Consider the following 17,568-nt stretch of genomic DNA (forward strand, 5'->3'; position numbering starts at 1 on the left):
GAAGACGGCTGAAAACGCCATAGAATTAGCGCGTATTCGAACGTGCGGAAATGAGCGCAATGCGTAGCAATTGCTGAAAACGCGAGAGGGAAAGCCATGGCGTGCCGATTGGTCTGTTGGTTCGTCATATCGGTTTCTGAAACGCTCGACACGACTATCCATACTTTTTGTTCTGCGCCGCGGCGCTTGCGCACCGCCTTCAGGCGTCCGCGCGCTTCCATGTTCTGAACAGATCGAGCAGCGTGCGGACCTGACGGCCGGGCGCCGCACTGCGCGGCCACACCGCGCCGACGTCCATCGTCGGCACCGCGACGCTCAGATCGCGCTTGCTGATGCGATTGCCTTCGAGCGACCACGGCCGGTAGACAAGGTCGGAAAGAATGGTCACGCCCTCGCCGAACGCGACGAGACTGCGCACCGCTTCGATCGATTTGCTCTGCATGCGCACGCGCGGCTCGACGCCGAACTTGCCCCAGTAGCGCGCGACCGTCCGCACGTGCTCGTCCATGTCCAGCAGCAGGTAATTCTCCCGTGCGACGTCTTCGAGCGTGACGCGCTGCGCGTCGAGCAGCGGATGATCCGGTGGCGTCCACAGCCTGCGCGGCGAGCGCAGGATCACCTCGCACTTGAGATCGTCGTGCAGCGCGGTGTTCGATACGAGCAGGATCGCCACGTCCAGGCCGCCGTCAAGGAGTTGCTGCTCGATGACTTCTCTTTCCCGCTCGACCACCTCGACCTGCAGATTCCTGAAACGCCGCGTGAGCGTCGCCATCATCGAAGGCAGCAGATAAGCGGAAATCGTCTCCGTCACGCCGATGCGCACGACGCCCGCGATCTGCCCCGGTTCCTCCTGTGCCGCGAGCACCGCCTGATCGACGGATTGCCGCGCCTGCTGCACGTGACGCAGGAAGCGCACGCCCGCTTCGGTCAGGCGCACGCCCTTCGCATGACGCGCGAGCAGCGCGACGCCGACGGTGTCCTCCAGGTTCTGCAGCGCGATCGTCATGGACGACTGCGACACGCTGCACAGATTCGCGGAGCGTGAAATCTGCCCGCTGTCCGCCACCGACAGGAAATATTCGATCTGGCGCATGGTGATCTGTCGGGGCATCGCGGTGGTCCGGGTTGGTCCTGAGATATCTAAAAATTCTATATCGCTGAATCGGAAATATGAATTCTTGATTTGTTTTTGACTTTCTAGGATCGCCTTATCGAAACCGGAGACGAGATGGAAGCTCAGGAGAAAAAGGGCTATTGCACGCTTTGCCGCTCGCGCTGCGGCACGGTCAACGTCGTGCGCGGCGGGATTATGGCGGAGGTGCGGCCCGATCGCGACCACCCGACCGGCCACGCGATGTGCCTGAAGGGCAAGTCCGCGCCCGAGCTCGTGCACAGCCCGCACCGCGTGCTCCATCCGATGCGCCGCACCGCGCCGAAAGGCGCCGACGATCCGGGCTGGGTGCGCATCGGCTGGGAGGAGGCGCTGGACGAGATCGCCGCGAAGCTCGACGCGCTGCGCCGCGAACACGGCGCTGAAACCGTCGCATTCGGCGTGACGACGCCGAGCGGCACGCCGATGAGCGACAGCATCGACTGGGTGGAGCGTTTCATCTGGTCGTACGGCAGCCCGAACATCTGCTATGCGACGGAGATCTGCAACTGGCACAAGGACGTCGCGCACATGTTCACGTTCGGCTGCGGCATGCCGACCGCGGATTATCGCAACGCCGACGTGATCCTGCTGTGGGGCACGAACCCCGCGAATACGTGGCTCGCGCAGGCCGATGCGATCGCTCAGGCGCGTCGCGAGGGCGCGCGGCTGATCGTCGCCGATCCGCGTCCGACCGCGCTCGCGCGCGAAGCCGACGTATGGCTGCGCGTGCGCCCCGGAACCGATGCCGCGCTGGCGATGGGCATTGCGCGGGAAATGATCGCCACGCAACGGTTCGACGAGTCGTTCGTGCGCGCCTGGACCAACGCGCCGCTGCTCGTGCGGCGCGATGACGGTCATTTCCTGCGCGAGCGCGATATCGATCCTCATGCGCTTCGGAACCGCTATCTGATCTGGAACGCCGCGCATGATCGCGCCGAAGCGCTCGGCGAAGAAGGCGACACGTCGCCCGCCGATTTCGCGCTGTCGGGGCTTCATACGATTGCGTCGATCGACTGCGAGCCCGCGTTCGCATGCTACTTGCGCGCGCTCGATGCATACACACCGGACCATGTCGAAGCGATCACCGGTGTCGCGCCGGACGAACTGAAGCGCGCCGCGGAACTGCTCGCGCCGGGCAGGCGCATCGCTTATCACGCGTGGTCGGGCGTCGGCCAGCAGGCGAACGCGACGCAGACCGAGCGCGCCATCGCGACGCTCTACGCGCTGACGGGCGCCTTCGACACGCGCGGCTCGAACCGCGAATTCGCGAGGCAGCCGGCGAACGCGGTGAGCACGTACGCGCTGCTCTCGCCGCAACAGCGCGCCAAGGCGCTCGGTCTCGCCGAGCGCCCGCTCGGTCCGCCCGCGCAAGGCTGGGTGACGGCGCGCGACATGTATCGCGCGATCATCGAAGGAGAGCCGTACAAGGTGCGCGCGCTGTTCGCGTTCGGTACGAATCCGCTCGTTTCGCAGCCGGACAGCGCACGCGCGCACGAGGCGCTGAGCGCCCTCGAATTCCATGTGCATTGCGATCTCTACGAGACGCCTTCGTCCCGCTACGCCGACATCTTCTTGCCGGTCAACACGCCGTGGGAGCGCGAGGGCTTGCGCATCGGCTTCGAAATCGACGAGCGCGCGGTGGAGCTCGTGCAGTTGCGCCAGCGTATGGTCGCGCCGCGTGGCGAGAGCCGCGCCGACTACGACATCGTGTTCGAACTCGCAACGCGTCTCGGGATGCGCGAAGCGTTCTTCGGCGGCAGCATCGAAGCGGGATGGAATCACATGCTCGCGCCGCTCGGGCTCGACGTCGAGACCTTGCGCGCACATCCCGAAGGCATTTACCGCCCGCTCGAACAGCGCGAAAAGCAATATGCGATGGCGACGCCCGATGGCGTGCGCGGCTTTCGCACCGAAACGCTGCGCGTGGAACTGTATTCGGAAAAACTTCTGCGACATGGCTACCCGCCGGTGCCGGTGCATGTGCCGCCCGCAGGACTCGCGCCGGACGCGCGCGATCCGAAGTACCCGTATGTGCTGACATCCACGAAGAACGGCTATTACTGTCACAGCCAGCATCGCGGCGTGACGCGGTTGCGGCGGCGTGCGCCCTGTCCGGTCGTCGAAATGAGCGCATCGCTCGCGAAGAGGAAGGGCGTCGAGTCGGACGACTGGGTGATCCTGAGCACGGCGCAAGGCACGGCGCGCTTCGTTGCGCGCATCGAAGCGGCGCTCGCGGACGACGTGCTGATCGCCGAATACGGCTGGTGGCAGGCCTGCGATGAACTCGGCATGAAAGGCTATCCGGCGCTCGGCGAGGGCAACAGTAACTTCAGCAATCTCGTGTCCTCGGAGAAGCACGATCCGTTGAGCGGATCGATGCCGATGCGCGCGCTCGCATGCGACATCGAACCCGATCCTTTGTTCGATCGCGCGCGGCGCGCATGGCAGGGCTGGCGCGAATTCGTGGTGGCGAAGCTCGAAGACGAAGCCGAAGGCGTGCGCACGGTCACCTTCACGGCGAAAGACGGTGGCGCGCTACCCGACTATCTGCCGGGCCAGCACGTGACCGTGCATGTGCCGACGCTCGGGGCGCGCGGCACGACGCGCGCGTATTCGCTGGTCGGTCCCGCGAGCGAGCCCGCGCGGCACAGCTACACGATCTCGGTGCGGCATCAGCTCGAAGGCGCGATGTCCGGACATATTCACCGGGCGCTGGAAATCGGTGATCGCGTGGATCTGCGCGCGCCGGGCGGCACCTTCATCCTGCCGATGCGCTCGCGCCAGCCTGTCGTGATGTTCGCGGGCGGCATCGGCATCACACCGTTCATCGCATATCTGGAGTCGCTTGCCCGGGTGACGTCGATGAACAGGCGGCCCGAGGCGTGGCTCTTCTATGCGAACCGGCACGGCGCGTCACACGCGTTTCGCGGCCGCATCGGCGCGCTGCGGGAGGCATGGCGCGGGCTGCATGTATTCGATTGCTACGCGCATCCGCGCATGGGCGAGGACGTTGCCGGCCGCGACTACGACCGCGCCGGCTACCTCGATGCGTCGAGCGTCGACGACGCGCTGATCCGGCGACGCGCGCGCTTCTATCTCTGCGGCCCGGAGCCGATGATGGCCGCGATCACCGAAGGCCTCCTCGCGCGCGGCGTGCCCGCATTCGACATCTTCAAGGAAGCATTTCGCTCTCCGTCCGAGCCGCGCGCCGACGAGACGCAACGCTTCACCGTCGAATTCGTGCGCTCGAAAAAGTCCGCGCAATGGACGCCGAAGGACGGCAGCCTGCTCGCGTTCGCCGAAGGACTCGGCATCGCGCTGCCGAGCGGCTGTCGCGTGGGCCAGTGCGAGAGTTGCGCGGTGCGCGTCGCAGCGGGCACGACCGGTCACCTGTCGGGCAACGCGCCCGACGAACCCGACATGTGCTTCGCGTGCCAGGCGATTCCGCTGTCGGATCTCGTCGTCGAGGCATGACGACGCCGTTCAATCGATTTGCACACACACGCCAAGGCGCGAAAGGGGAGAGGAAATGGAACAGGTCACACAGGTAAAACCGCTACGGTCCGAAGGAAGGCCGGGCAACATGATGGAACGCATGGCGGCCAGCGTCACGCGCTGGGCCGAGGCATGGTTTCCCGATGCGTATATCTTCGCGGCGATCGCAGTGATCGTCGTGGCGTTGGGCGCGCTCGCGATCGGCGCGCCCGCGCAGCGCGTGGGCATCGCGTTCGGCGACGGCTTTTGGAGCCTCATTCCGTTCACGATGCAAATGGCCGTCGTCGCGATTTCCGGCTATGTGGTGGCGGTGTCGCCGCCGGCGTCAAAGGTCATCGCGCGGCTCGCGCGCCTGCCGAAGACGGCGCGCGGCGCGGTGATGTTCGTCGCGTTCGTGAGCGTCGCCACGTCGCTGTTCAACTGGGCGATCAGCCTCGTGTTCAGCGGGCTGCTCGTGCACGCGCTCGCGCGCCGCAACGATTTGCGCATGGATTATCGCGCGGCGGGCGCGGCGGCGTATCTCGGCATGGGTGCGACGTGGGCGCTCGGCCTGAGCTCGGCGGCCGCGCAGTTGCAGGCCAATCCGGACAGCCTGCCAAAGACGCTCCTCGCGATCACCGGCGTGATCCCGTTCTCGGAGACCATCTTCCTGCCGCAATCGATGCTGATGGTTGCGGCGCTGACGATCGTCTCGCTCCTGATTGCGGGCCTGTCCGCGCCGGTCGGCGAGCGTGTGCGCACGGCGGCGGATCTCGGCGTGCGGCTCGACGACATCGATATGAAAATGGACAAGCCCGCGCGTCCCGGCGACTGGCTCGAATACAGCCCGCTCGTGACGATTCTGCTCGTGGCGCTCGGGCTCGTCTGGGTCGCGCACGAGTTCACGACGAAGAACCCGATCCTCGCGATCTCGAACCTCAACACGTATAACTTCGTGTTCATTCTGCTCGGCATGCTGCTCAACTGGAGGCCGCGCCGTTTCCTGAACGCCGTGGCGAAGTCCGTGCCGTCGACGGCGGGCGTGCTGATCCAGTTTCCGCTCTACGGCGGCATCGCGTTCATTCTCACGAAGGCCGCGGCGCCGGGCGGCCTGCCGCTCTCCGAGCATCTCGCGCATTTCTTCGTGGCGATTTCCTCGCAAGGCTCGTTTCCTGCGCTGATGGGCGTGTATTCGGCGGTGCTCGGCTTCTTCGTGCCGTCGGGCGGAGGCAAGTGGATCATCGAGGCGCCATACGTGATCGAGGCGGCGAAGGCGTTGCAGGTGCATCTCGGCTGGTCCGTCACGGTCTACAACGCGGCCGAGGCGCTGCCGAACCTGATCAATCCCTTCTGGATGCTGCCGCTGCTCGGCGTGCTCGGGTTGCGCGCGAAGGATGTCGTCGGCTTCACATTCACGCAGCTCGTCGTGCATACGCCGCTCGTGGTGTTCATGCTGTGGGCGCTTGCGCCGACGCTTGCCTATCATCCGCCGGTCATGCCTTGAGTGCCTGATGTGAAGGGCGAGCGACGCGCGAACTGAATCGTGTCCGCAAGTGCCGTCAGTTTCAGAGGCAGTCCTTGGTGGAGATTCTCATCGACACGCTGCGCCACCACGGTTGTCGCCTGGGCGTCGAGGCGTCGTGCGCACGGCCTCCGCACAAAGCGCTGCATTGTCCCGCGGGCTCAGCAGATAGCCGAGCCGCAAGCCCGGCGCGAGGGTCTTCGAGGTCGCCGAGATGTGGTAGGTAAGCTCGGGGCACAGGCTCGCGATCGTCGGCAGGCGCTGCGCGACGAGCGGGCCGTACGCATCGTCCTCGATGATCGCCACACCGTGCCGCCGCGCGACATCCACGAGCTTCATGCGCCGCTCGAGGCTCATGGTCGTGACGGTGGGGTTCTGCAGATTCCGGCACGATGAAATGGCCTTTACCGGCACGCGCTTGCAGAGTGCGCGCAAATTGACGGGCGTCGGACTCAAGGACGACAGCGCCATGACCCTGCCTCAGCGAACGATCGATCGTCTATCGAAAAGCTGGCGACGCACGATGCTTCGCGTAAACCCCGCCAAAAGAAACCGCCTGCCGTAAGAAAAGGGTAAGCGCACGCTCTTACCTTAGTCTCCAGCGAATCGAAGACAGAACTTCACGCAGGAGACGGAAATGGACCGCAATGTCGTAGAGAAGATCAAGTCGAGCGCCACATACGGCGAACTGGTGCGAAAACGCTCGAAGCTCGGCTGGACGCTGACGGCGCTCGTGCTGGTCGTGTATTACGGCTATGTGCTGCTCATCGCGTTCAACAAGGGCCTGCTCGCCGCGAAGATGGGCGCGGGCGTGATGACGTGGGGCATGCCGATCGGCCTGTTCGTGATCGTTTTCACGGTGGTCATCACGGGTCTCTACGTGCGCCATGCCAACAGCACGTACGACGAGCTCACCGACAAGATCAAGCGGGAGGCCGCATGAAGCCGCAACGATACCTCACGGCAGGCGCGCTTCTCGCGGCTTCCGCCAGCTCCTTCGCCGCGGGTGGCGATCTCGGTCAGGCGGTGAAGCAGCCGACCAACTGGACCGCGATCAGCATGTTCATCGCGTTCGTGGTCGCGACGCTCTTCATCACCAAATGGGCCGCGAAGAAGACACGCTCGGCCGCCGAGTTCTACACGGCGGGCGGTGGCATCACGGGATTTCAAAACGGCCTTGCGATCGCGGGCGACTTCATGTCGGCTGCATCGTTCCTCGGCATTTCAGCGGCGGTTTATTCCAACGGCTATGACGGCCTGATCTATTCGATCGGCTTTCTCGTGGGCTGGCCGATCATCACGTTCCTGATGGCCGAGCGCCTGCGCAATCTCGGCCGCTTCACGTTCGCCGACGTCGCCGCATACCGCTTCAAGCAGACGCCGATTCGCGCGTTCGCCGCGTCGGGCACGCTCGTCGTGGTGGCGTTCTATCTGATCGCGCAGATGGTCGGCGCGGGACAGCTCATCAAGCTGCTGTTCGGTCTCGAATACTGGATCGCGGTGGTGATCGTCGGCGCGCTGATGATGGTCTACGTGCTGTTCGGCGGCATGACCGCGACGACGTGGGTGCAGATCATCAAGGCGTGCCTGCTGCTCGCGGGCGCTTCGTTCATGGCGTTCATGGTGCTGTGGCAGTTCCACTTCAGCCCCGAGGCGCTCTTCGCGAAGGCCGTGGACGTGCACGAGAAGAAGGCGTCGATCATGGGCCCGGGCAACTTCATCAAGGATCCGATTTCGGCAATCTCCTTCGGCATCGCACTGATGTTCGGCACCGCCGGCCTGCCGCACATCCTGATGCGCTTCTTCACGGTCCCCAACGCGAAGGAAGCTCGCAAGTCGGTGTTCTGGGCGACGACGTGGATCGGCTACTTCTACATTCTCACGTTCATCATCGGCTTCGGCGCGATCGTGCTCGTGAGCACCAATCCGCTGTTCAAGGACGCGGGCGGCAAGCTTCTCGGCGGCACCAACATGGCGGCGGTGCATCTCGCCAGCGCGGTCGGCGGCAACGTGTTCCTCGGCTTCATCTCGGCGGTTGCGTTTGCAACCATCCTCGCGGTCGTCGCGGGTCTGACGCTCGCGGGCGCCTCGGCGGTGTCGCACGATCTTTACGCGACCGTGTTCAAGAAGGGCAAGGCATCGAGCGCGAGCGAACTGCGCGTGTCGCGGGTCACGACAGTCGTCCTGGGCATCATCGCGGTCGTGCTCGGCATCGTGTTCGAGAAGCAGAACATCGCGTTCATGGTGTCGCTCGCGTTCGCGGTGGCCGCTTCCGCCAACTTTCCGGTGCTCTTCATGTCCGTGCTGTGGCGCGGCTGCACGACGCGCGGCGCGGCCGTCGGCGGCTTCCTCGGCCTGCTCTCGGCGGTCGTGCTGACGGTGCTCTCGAAGGCCGTGTGGGTCGACGTGTTCCACTACGCGGATGCGCCGTTCCCGTATGCCTCGCCCGCGCTGTTCTCGATGGCGATCGGCTTCGTCGGTATCTGGCTCTTCTCGGTGACCGACAAGTCTGCCCGCGCGCGCATCGATCAGGCTGGCTTCGAAGCGCAGACGGTGCGCTCGGAAACGGGCATCGGCGCAGTGGAGGGCGCGAGTCACTGAGCGTGCAGCGGCGCCGCGTTTGCTGACGCGTCGCCGCCGGCGCGGTTCGAATACCCGACATATTCGCACCCGACCGAACGGCAAACGAAAATGCGTTAAGCTCGATGCAACCACTTCCGCACCGGGGGTTGCACGAAGCGCCAACGCATTGGAGCGAGCCATGGAACTGCAGTGCCCAAGTCTGTTCGAGCAATCGGCCTATATCGCCGGCGCGTGGGTGGATGACACTCCGTTGCCGCGCGTGCGCGTCGCCAATCCCTCGACGCGTGAAATCATCGGCTCGGTGCCGCAAGTCACGGCGGAGCAGGTGACGCATGCCATCGAGTGCGCGAATGCGGCCTTGCAGGACTGGCGCAGCTGGAGCAGCCGCGAGCGCGCTTCGGTATTGAGGGAATGGGCGCGTCTCGTCGAACATCATCGCGACGATCTCGCCATCATTCTCAGCAGCGAGCATGGCAAGCCGCTGCATGAAGCCCGCTCCGAGATCACGCAAGCCGCCAATTACCTCGACTGGTTCGCCGAGGAAGCGCGCCGAATCTACGGCGACAATATTCCCGCGCCCCGCCGCAACCAGCGCATCCGCGTGCTGCATCAGCCGGTCGGCGTATGCGGCGCGATCACGTCCTGGGCCTTTCCCGCTTCGATGGTCGCGCGGCGCGTCGGCGCGGCGTTGGCCGCGGGCTGCACGGTCATTCTTCATCCCGATCCGCAGACGCCATTTTCCGCACTCGCGCTATGCGTGCTCGGCGAGAACGCCGGATTGCCGCGCGGCGTGCTGTCGGTGCTGACGGGCGAAGGCGAGCCGATCCGAAGCACGATGCTTGCGAACGAGGACGTGAGGAAGGTGTCGTTCACGGGTTCCATCGAGGAAGGCAAGCGCCTGATGGCGCTCTGCTCATCGACCGTCAAGAAGATGTCGCTCGAACTGGGCGCGAATTGTCCTTTCATCGTGTTCGCCGACGCGGACATCGACCTCGCCGTCAAAGGCGCGCTCGATGCGCGTTTCAGGCATACGGGTCAGGCCGCCATGTGCGCGAACCGGTTCTTCGTGCATGAGGACGTGTATGAGACGTTCGTCGCAAAGCTCGTTTCGAAGGTCGCCTTGCTGAAAGTGAGCGACGGCATGGACGAGGGCGCGCAGATCGGTCCGCTCATCAGCGAGGACGCGGTGACGCGCCTCGAAGGTCTCGTCGATGAAGCGGTTCGCGCAGGCGCGACCGTCGCGGCGGGCGGCGCGCGCGTGAGCCCCGGTTCGAGCTTCTTCAGGCCGACGGTTCTGACGGGTGTCGAGCCGGCGATGAGCGTATGCGGCGACGAAGTTCTCGGACCGATCGCGAGCGTGCTCCAGTTCAGGGACGAGGACGACGTCATCACGCTCGCGAACGATACGCGCACCGGACTGGCCGCGTACTTCTACACGGCGGACATCAGCCGTGCGTTCAGGGTGATGGAGGCGCTGGAGTGCGGCGTCGTCGGCGTGAACGACAGCCTCGTGTTCAACGAGGTCGCGCCGTTCGGCGGCATCAAGGAATCGGGGATGGGGCGCGAAGGGGCGTCGTCCGGCGTCGAGGAGTATCTCGAAGCAAAGTACGTGTGTTTCGGGAATCTGGAGGGGTAGGCGGTTCGATGGGCGCTTGCCGCGACCACCAGCCGCCCTTCACCGACCACGAACTCACACAGGCGGCCGCACCACGAGAATCGGCAGGTGACTATGAGTCAGCACCTTCTGCGTCTCGCTTCCGAGCAGCATCCCGCGAATCCCGCCATGGCCATGAGACGCCATCACGATGAGATCGCAGTTCCGCTTTTTCGCCGTTTCGAGAATGGCCTCATAAGGATGCGTGCCGGTGGGCGCGTCCGTGTCGCACTCCACGCCGGCCTGGACGGCGATGTTCCTGATGGTCTCGAGGTACAGTTGCGCGCGCTCCTGGTCGACGGCCTGAAACTCGTCCTGATTGGAGCCCACCATTTCGGCGCTATAAACCGTCATATGAAATGGCCGGATCATATAGAGGCCCGTGATCCGCGCGCGGTCCTGTTTGGCGAGCCCGACCGCCATGTGCATGGCCGCTTCGGATAGCGTGGAACCGTCTGTCGGAACCAGCAAGTGCTTGAACATGATCGCGTCCTCCGGTCTTCGGGGACTGAAAGGTTTCATGAACCGACGATTCAAGTATAGGCAGCGCGCGAATGGCCTGCACGGAATTGAAAGCTTCGATACCCGCCGACGAATCGAACGGTTCGTTCAATGCGATGCGATGGCCCGCCGGAATGCCGCTTCCCGCGAATCCGCTAGCGCGCCATCGCCGCCGTCGCGTCGTCGTACAGCCGCACCGCCATCACGGGCGCCTCGGGCCCCACGTGCGACAGCTTCATCAGCCGCGGCTGCAGCAGCAGCGCGACGAGCCCGCTCCAGCCCGTCTGATGCGAAGCGCCGACGCCGCGTCCGTCATCGCCGTGAAAGTACTCGTGAAAGAGCACGAGATCCTGAGAACGGGGATCGGCCTGCAATCGCGGATACGCCGCCATCACGGGCCGCTTGCCCTCGGCGTCCTTCAGGAACAGCGTGGTGATGCGGCGCGAGAGATCGTCGGCGATCTCGCTGAGCGAATGCGTGCGGCCCGAATGCGTCGGATATTCGATGCGGAACTCGTCGCCGTAATAGCGATGGAATTCGTATAGCGATTCGATCAGCAGGTAATTGACCGGCATCCATATCGGACCGCGCCAGTTCGAATTCCCGCCGAACACGCGCGAGTCCGATTCGGCAGGCAGATACCGGATGCAGAGTCGCACGCCGTCGTGATCGAAGACGTAGGGCGCGTCACAATGCACGCGCGACAACGCCCGAATGCCGTAGGCCGACAGGAACTCGTCCTGATCGAGCGTGCGCCGCAACAGCGCCTTCATCCGATGTCCGCGCAACAGCGACAGGAGCGTGGTGTTGCCCTTGCCGGGCTCGGTCCAGCGCGAAACCAGCTTCGCAAGATTCGGCCGGTGATCGAGAAACCACGCGAGCCGCTCGCGCAAGCCGGGAAGATCGCCATATACGCTCTCTTCCAGCACGTGCACGGCGAACAGCGGTATCAGCCCGACGATCGAACGGATGCGCATCGGCACGCGCGTTCCGTCGGGAAGATGCAGCACGTCATGGAAGAACTCGTCGCTTCCGTCCCATAAGCCCGTGGCGCAACCTTCACCGCAGCTGACCGCTTCCGCGATATACAGAAAGTGCTCGAAGAACTTCACCGCGATCTCGACATACGCGTCGTTCTTCATCGCCAGTTCGAGCCCGATCTGCATGAGATCGAGTGCATACGACGCCATCCACGCGGTGCCGTCCGCCTGATCGATGCGCCCGCCCGTCGGCAGCGGCGAGGAGCGATCGAAGATGCCGATATTGTCGAGCCCGAGAAAGCCGCCCTGAAAGATGTTGCGGTCGTCGGCATCCTTGCGGTTGACCCACCATGCGAAGTTGAGCAGCAGCTTGTGGAACATCACTTCGAGGAACGTGTGATCGCCGATGCCGGTCATTTCGCGATCGAGCTCGTACACGCGCCACGTCGCCCAGGCATGCACGGGCGGGTTGGCGTCGCCGAACGCCCATTCGTACGCGGGCAATTGCCCGTTCGGATGCATGTAGCGCTCCTTCACGAGCAGCAGCAACTGCTTCTTGGCGAAGTCGGGATCGATCATGGCGAATGCGACCGCGTGAAACGCGAGGTCCCACGACGCATACCACGGATACTCCCATTTGTCCGGCATCGAGACGATGTCGCCGTTGCACATGTGCCGCCAGTCCGCGTTGCGACCATGCTTGCGTCCTTTCGGCGGCGTGGGCTGGCCCGGATCGCCGTCGTGCCAGCGCGTCACGTCGAACTGATAGTACTGCTTCGTCCACAACATGCCGGCGAGCGCCTGACGCTGCACGAGACGCGCATCGGCGTCGTCGATGTCGTGCTGAAGCGTGGTGTAGAACTCGTCCGCTTCCGCCTCGCGGTGCGCGAAGAGTTGCGGCAAATCGAGGGGCGCGTCGCTCGCGGCAGCAGCGGGACGCCAGCGCAGATACAGCACGGAGCGCTCATGCGGTTCGAGCCGGATACAGGCGTGCGCGGCGGCGCGCGTGCCGCGATCGCGCCGGATCGCTTCTTCGTCGCCGTCGACGAGATAATCGTTGAAGCCGTCCTTGAACGGCCCTGCACCCTCGATGCCGAAAATTCTGCGAACGTTCGTGTCATTCTCGCAGAAGAGCCATTCGAGCGGCACTTGCGCGGACGCGCTCACGATCATCGTGCCATGCGAGGGGTTGTGCGCGATGACGCGCTCGCCTTCGTGCGCGTGGGTCTCCAGCGTCAGCGACGGCTTGCCCCACCTGCTCGACCACGCCCATCGATTGCGCGCCCAGAACTGCGGCAGCACGTGAAGCGTGGCGGCTTCATTCGCGCGGTTCTCTATCGTGACACGCATCGCGATGTCGTCGGGCGTGTGCTTCGCGTACTCGACCCAGACGTCGAAGTAACGGTCGTCGTCGAACACGCCCGTGTCGAGGACTTCGTATTCGGGCTCGCTCGCGCTGCGCCGCCTGTTTTCGTCAATGAGATCCTGATACGGGTACGCATCGTGAGGGTACTTGTAGAGCATCTTCATGTACGAATGCGTCGGCGTGCCGTCGACGTAGAAGTACAGTTCCTTCACATCCTCGCCGTGATTGCCCTGCTCGTTCGTCAGACCAAAGAGCCGTTCCTTGATGATAGGATCTCGCCCGTTCCACAGCGCAAGCGAGATGCACCAGTCGAGCGGATCGTTGCCGAAGCCGGCGATACCGTCTTCGCCCCAGCGATACATGCGGCTGCGCGCATGGTCGTGCGGAAAATAATCCCACGCGGTGCCGTATTCGCTGTAGTCCTCGCGAACCGTGCCCCACTGGCGCTCGCTCAGATACGGGCCCCAGCGGCGCCAGTTGTCGGGTTCGGAGCCATGCAGGCGCGAGCCTTCCTTCGTTTGCAGCAGATGGATTGCGCGTAGCGGCGGCATGAGACCTCCAGTGCGAATGTTAAACTCATGCGCTCAGTGCACGATTTTCCGATGATAAGCGGCATTGCGCGGAAGCGTGCGGCCTCGTAAACCAAGCGCTGTTTGTTCACGAACGTGGTGGAAAGCGGCGCCACGTAGCCACCACGATGAGGAAGAAGGCGGAGTAGGCGAGTATGAACACCCAGATCGGGAGGTCAAGATATAGCCAGGCGCTTATCCAGTGCTGCAAGAAGCCCTGCGCGCCGGGGTGTCCCGAACGCAAGTCACCTTCGAGAACGGTGAGCGGGCAGGGCAGATCAAGAAGGGCTAGTGCCGCGACGATACCGATGGCGACCATGTGCGTCATCCGGAATGCGCGATTTCGGGCCCAGGTGCGTTTGAATGCAGCGCCCAGCCAGATCGCGATCAGACCGCCGACGATGAACAGCACGGTCAGCGCATGCAGCATGAGAACGATATCGGCGAGCCAGATCATGGGCATACGCTTGATACCTAGTCATTTGTTCGGGCATCGAATCTGCTCCGTCTAGCGGCAGATACCCGGCTCGCCGGCGTCGGCTTCGTCAAGGAGCACGAACAGTCGAGCTGCTGGAGCCCACTCCCGCCGGGCAATGCCAGGTGATCTTCGTTATGCATCACATACATTCCAATGTCCGTGTGGGCAGTGGTGTGATGGTCGAAGGCAGATCGTTCACTCGCCATCGAGAATGTCGAATACCAATGATGAACGATTTGATTGCGGATGTGTCTCCGTTAGACCGGCACATCAGGCCAAGCCAATTTCGCGGATGGACGTGCATCGAAAGGCGACCGAAACCATTGCCGTTCATGTTCGATCATCAGCAACCGTAAAGGAGGATCCATGAGAAATCCCGTTTTCGAGTCCGTCCGGCTGGACGACGTCCTGCTGAGGCCAGACCCGATCGATCCTGCATGGATCCTCGAAGGCAATCCCGTTGCTCGCAGCGGACAGTGGTCGCAAAGCCGCGACACGACTACCTCCTCCTGGGTCTGGGACTGCACCGCCGGTCGTTTCAACTGGTATTTCGATGCAGACGAGATCATCTACGTGATCGAAGGCGAAGTCATCATCACGGCCGAAGGCCAGGAACCGCGCTCGCTGCGCGCGGGGCACGCCGCGCTGTTCTATGCCGGCACGCGCTCCGAGTGGCACGTGCCCAAATATGTGCGCAAGCATGCCATCCTGCGTCCGCACATCTCCAAGCCGGTGCTGCTCGCGCTCAAGGTGAGCCGCAAGCTCGCACGCAGGCCGACGGGCTATCTCCCTCGTTCTTCGTTCTGAATCGCGGCATATGCCACGCGTATAGCTCATCGCGTGCCTGCTCGTCTTCCTGCGCCGTCTCCGGATAACGCTCCGGATAAAGATGCCGCTCGCTCACTGCAACATCGAACGTGCGCGACCACTTCGCCCCGCCGGGCGCTTTTCGGTCTCGATGCGGCTCAAGCGGTCGCAAAACCGAGCGCGCGTTCAGTCGGGCGGGAACGCGGTTTTTCGACGTGACATCCAAGCCGGTATCCGCAAAGGAATACCGGGAGATGTCAGATGAAGCTCATCCACACCGCGCTGGCGGCGGCGCTCGCGCTTGCGAACATCGCGCCTCACGCACAGAATGCCGGACCGACCGATCCGCAGATCGCGGCCATCGTGGTGACGGCCAATCAGGTCGATATCGACGCGGGCAAGCTCGCCGAATCGAAAACGAAATCGAAAGACGTGAAAGCGTTTGCGCAGCAGATGGTCACGGATCATGGCGACGTCAACAAGGCCGCGACCGATCTCGTGCACAAGCTCAACGTGACGCCCGAGGACAATCCGACGAGTCGGAGCCTCAAGCAAGGCGGCGACGCGAATCTCGCGAAACTCAGGACGCTTTCGGGCGGCAGCTTCGACAAGTCGTATATCGATCACGAGGTTGCCTATCATGAAAGCGTGCTCGACGCGCTCGACAAGAGCCTGATCCCGGGCGCGAAGAACGAGGAGTTGAAGGCCCTGCTCGTCAAGGTGCGGCCCGCGTTCGTCGCGCATCTCGAACATGCGCGGCATTTGCAGGCGGAACTGGGAAAGAGCGGTGCGTGATCCACACGTGCTCGCTGGCCTCGTTTGCCTGGTTTGCTTCCAGGGCGCGCCCGGACTGCCTGGCGAGGCTCGCGCCGCGACATTTGTCGTCGTGATCGAGCAGATGCGTTTCGAGCCGCCCGCGCTGACGGTCGCGCGCGGCGATCGCGTCGTGTGGATCAACAAGGACTTGTTTCCCCACACGGCGACTGCCGACGCGAAAGCGTTCGATTCGCGCGCCATCGCGCCCGATGCTTCGTGGAGCTACGTGGCGCGCGAAGCGGGACACTATGCGTATTCGTGCACGCTGCATCCGACCATGCACGCGGTCCTGAACGTAAGATGAAGGCGAACATGAGCGAGCCAGCACACACCGACGCAGCCACCGCAGCCGACGACGACCTGAGCATCGCGCGCCGCGTCGCCGCGGGTGAGCGTTCCGCTTTCGAGTTGCTGATGCGGCGGCATAACCGGCGTCTCTATCGCATGGCGCGCGCGGTCTTGCGCAACGACGCCGAAGCGGAAGATGCGTTGCAGGAAGCGTATCTGCATGCGTACAAATCGATGAGCCAGTTTCGTGGCGATTCGCAGCTCTTCACCTGGCTGTCGCGGCTCGTGCTCAACGAATGTTTCGCGCGATTGCGGCGGGCGGCGCGGCGCCAGAATGTGATTCCCATCGTGGACGCGCCCGGATACGTCGAACAAGCCGATGCAATGATCTCGCGCGACGAGGATGCCCCTGACCAGGCGCTCGCGCGTTCGCAAGTACGCGCGCTGCTCGAACGCAAGCTCGATGAATTGCCGGAGCTGTTTCGCGTCGTGTTCGTGTTGCGCTCGATCGAGGAAATGAGCGTCGAGGAGACCGCGCAATGCCTGAACATTCCCGAGGCGACGGTGCGTAGCCGTCATTTTCGCGCGCGAAGCATGCTGCGCGAATCGCTGGCGCAGGCGTTCGATCTCGCCGAGCGGGATGTGTTCGACTTCGGCGGTGCGCAGTGCGACCGCATCGTGGCGCGCGTACTATCGAAGATATCCGGTGGCGCGTCATAGCGTTTGCGGCGTGCTTTCCCGGAGCGCCGGAAAGGAGGCGCCATGTACAAGGACAGGGCGGTTGCGCGGGCCGTCCGCATCGGCCGGGCTTGCGTGATAGCGGGAATCGTCGTGCTGGCGGGTATTTCGAACACTCATGCGCGGACGATCACGGTCATATCGGGAACTTATGGCGGGAACTGCGGCGCGCCGGGCGGCAACGCGACGCGCGATCTGGTGCGTCAATGCGATGGCCGCAGCATTTGTGAGTACGTGCTGAACCGAAAGCGCATCCGCGACACGGCGCGCGCCTGCAGCAAGGATCTGCAAGCCGACTGGCGTTGCACGGACACCGAATTCCATACCGCGATGCTCAGCGCCGACGCGGGCGCGGGCAGCACGCTCGTGCTGAGCTGCATCGAGCAGACGGGCCCCGGCCACTGATCGGTCCTAGGCTGCGCCTATGGCGGGCAAAGCTATCTGATATTTGCGCGCTTGCCGGGCAGGCATTCAAATAGAGGCTATACGAAGCCTCATTCCGAAGGCTTGTCATCACTCGGAGACGCAAGTGAAGATCCTTGTCCCAGTCAAGAGGGTGGTCGACTACAACGTGAAGGTCCGGGTGAAGTCGGACAACACGGGAGTCGATATCGCCAACGTGAAGATGTCGATGAACCC

Annotated in this window: 14 protein-coding genes and 2 pseudogenes; 11 read left to right on the forward strand and 5 right to left on the reverse strand. The window is 63.8% G+C overall.

Features of this window, described 5'->3' with window-relative positions:
• Nucleotides 1-199 precede the first annotated feature (199 nt).
• Complete coding sequence (locus AWB83_RS14965) at nt 200-1,111, reverse strand: LysR family transcriptional regulator (RefSeq protein WP_087046336.1); 912 nt, start codon at nt 1,109-1,111, stop codon at nt 200-202.
• Nucleotides 1,112-1,228: 117 nt separating this feature from the next.
• Between AWB83_RS14965 and AWB83_RS14970 the strand changes: the two genes are divergently transcribed.
• The gene (locus AWB83_RS14970) at nt 1,229-4,627 is read left to right on the forward strand and encodes a molybdopterin-dependent oxidoreductase (RefSeq protein ID WP_087046337.1); all 3,399 of its coding nucleotides are present in this window, start codon (nt 1,229-1,231) and stop codon (nt 4,625-4,627) included.
• Nucleotides 4,628-4,736: 109 nt separating this feature from the next.
• A complete protein-coding gene (locus AWB83_RS14975) occupies nt 4,737-6,131 on the forward strand; it encodes a short-chain fatty acid transporter (RefSeq protein WP_374729116.1) in 1,395 nt (464 codons plus the stop codon).
• A gap of 120 nt (nt 6,132-6,251) precedes the next feature.
• On the opposite strand, the pseudogene AWB83_RS14980 reads toward AWB83_RS14975, so the two are convergent.
• Nucleotides 6,252-6,575 (reverse strand): annotated as a pseudogene (locus tag AWB83_RS14980) (aminotransferase class I/II-fold pyridoxal phosphate-dependent enzyme); the annotation flags it as partial.
• A 211-nt stretch (nt 6,576-6,786) separates the two neighbouring features.
• Here AWB83_RS14980 and AWB83_RS14985 point away from each other — a divergent pair.
• From AWB83_RS14985 to AWB83_RS14995, 3 genes are all read left to right on the forward strand, one after another.
• The gene (locus AWB83_RS14985; RefSeq protein WP_087046339.1) at nt 6,787-7,092 is read left to right on the forward strand and encodes a DUF485 domain-containing protein; all 306 of its coding nucleotides are present in this window, start codon (nt 6,787-6,789) and stop codon (nt 7,090-7,092) included.
• Nucleotides 7,089-8,750 carry a cation acetate symporter gene (locus AWB83_RS14990; RefSeq protein WP_087046340.1) on the forward strand — a complete coding sequence of 554 codons (1,662 nt, stop codon included), beginning with the start codon at nt 7,089-7,091 and terminating at the stop codon, nt 8,748-8,750. The genes AWB83_RS14985 and AWB83_RS14990 overlap by 4 nt, the downstream gene beginning before the upstream one ends.
• Before the next feature lie 160 nt (nt 8,751-8,910).
• Nucleotides 8,911-10,368 carry an NAD-dependent succinate-semialdehyde dehydrogenase gene (locus AWB83_RS14995; RefSeq protein WP_087046341.1) on the forward strand — a complete coding sequence of 486 codons (1,458 nt, stop codon included), beginning with the start codon at nt 8,911-8,913 and terminating at the stop codon, nt 10,366-10,368.
• A 54-nt stretch (nt 10,369-10,422) separates the two neighbouring features.
• Here AWB83_RS14995 and AWB83_RS15000 read toward each other — a convergent pair whose 3' ends face one another.
• The 3 genes from AWB83_RS15000 to AWB83_RS15010 form a co-directional block, all read right to left on the reverse strand.
• Entirely contained in the window at nt 10,423-10,869 is a 447-nt protein-coding gene (locus AWB83_RS15000) for a universal stress protein (protein ID WP_087046369.1), read from the reverse strand.
• A gap of 173 nt (nt 10,870-11,042) precedes the next feature.
• Complete coding sequence (locus tag AWB83_RS15005) at nt 11,043-13,784, reverse strand: MGH1-like glycoside hydrolase domain-containing protein (RefSeq protein ID WP_087046342.1); 2,742 nt, start codon at nt 13,782-13,784, stop codon at nt 11,043-11,045.
• 106 nt (nt 13,785-13,890) lie between these two features.
• Nucleotides 13,891-14,259, reverse strand: a complete 369-nt coding sequence (locus tag AWB83_RS15010; protein WP_087046370.1) for a DUF2784 domain-containing protein — start codon at nt 14,257-14,259, stop codon at nt 13,891-13,893.
• Between the two features lie 387 nt (nt 14,260-14,646).
• Here AWB83_RS15010 and AWB83_RS15015 point away from each other — a divergent pair, with 387 nt between their 5' ends.
• The 6 genes and pseudogenes from AWB83_RS15015 to AWB83_RS35785 all read left to right on the forward strand — a co-directional run.
• The gene (locus AWB83_RS15015; RefSeq protein WP_087046343.1) at nt 14,647-15,087 is read left to right on the forward strand and encodes a cupin domain-containing protein; all 441 of its coding nucleotides are present in this window, start codon (nt 14,647-14,649) and stop codon (nt 15,085-15,087) included.
• A 261-nt stretch (nt 15,088-15,348) separates the two neighbouring features.
• Nucleotides 15,349-15,882 carry a DUF4142 domain-containing protein gene (locus AWB83_RS15020; RefSeq protein WP_087046344.1) on the forward strand — a complete coding sequence of 178 codons (534 nt, stop codon included), beginning with the start codon at nt 15,349-15,351 and terminating at the stop codon, nt 15,880-15,882.
• Nucleotides 15,875-16,207, forward strand: coding sequence for a cupredoxin domain-containing protein (locus AWB83_RS15025; protein WP_374729117.1), 333 nt, complete (start codon nt 15,875-15,877; stop codon nt 16,205-16,207). The genes AWB83_RS15020 and AWB83_RS15025 overlap by 8 nt, the downstream gene beginning before the upstream one ends.
• 8 nt (nt 16,208-16,215) lie before the next feature.
• Entirely contained in the window at nt 16,216-16,911 is a 696-nt protein-coding gene (locus tag AWB83_RS15030) for an RNA polymerase sigma factor (RefSeq protein WP_087046371.1), read from the forward strand.
• Nucleotides 16,912-16,953: 42 nt separating this feature from the next.
• A complete protein-coding gene (locus AWB83_RS15035) occupies nt 16,954-17,334 on the forward strand; it encodes a hypothetical protein (RefSeq protein ID WP_087046345.1) in 381 nt (126 codons plus the stop codon).
• Between the two features lie 124 nt (nt 17,335-17,458).
• Nucleotides 17,459-17,568 (forward strand): annotated as a pseudogene (locus AWB83_RS35785) (electron transfer flavoprotein subunit beta/FixA family protein); the annotation flags it as partial.

This window comes from Caballeronia ptereochthonis (genome assembly GCF_001545075.1).
Classification (GTDB): Bacteria; Pseudomonadota; Gammaproteobacteria; order Burkholderiales; family Burkholderiaceae; genus Caballeronia; species Caballeronia ptereochthonis.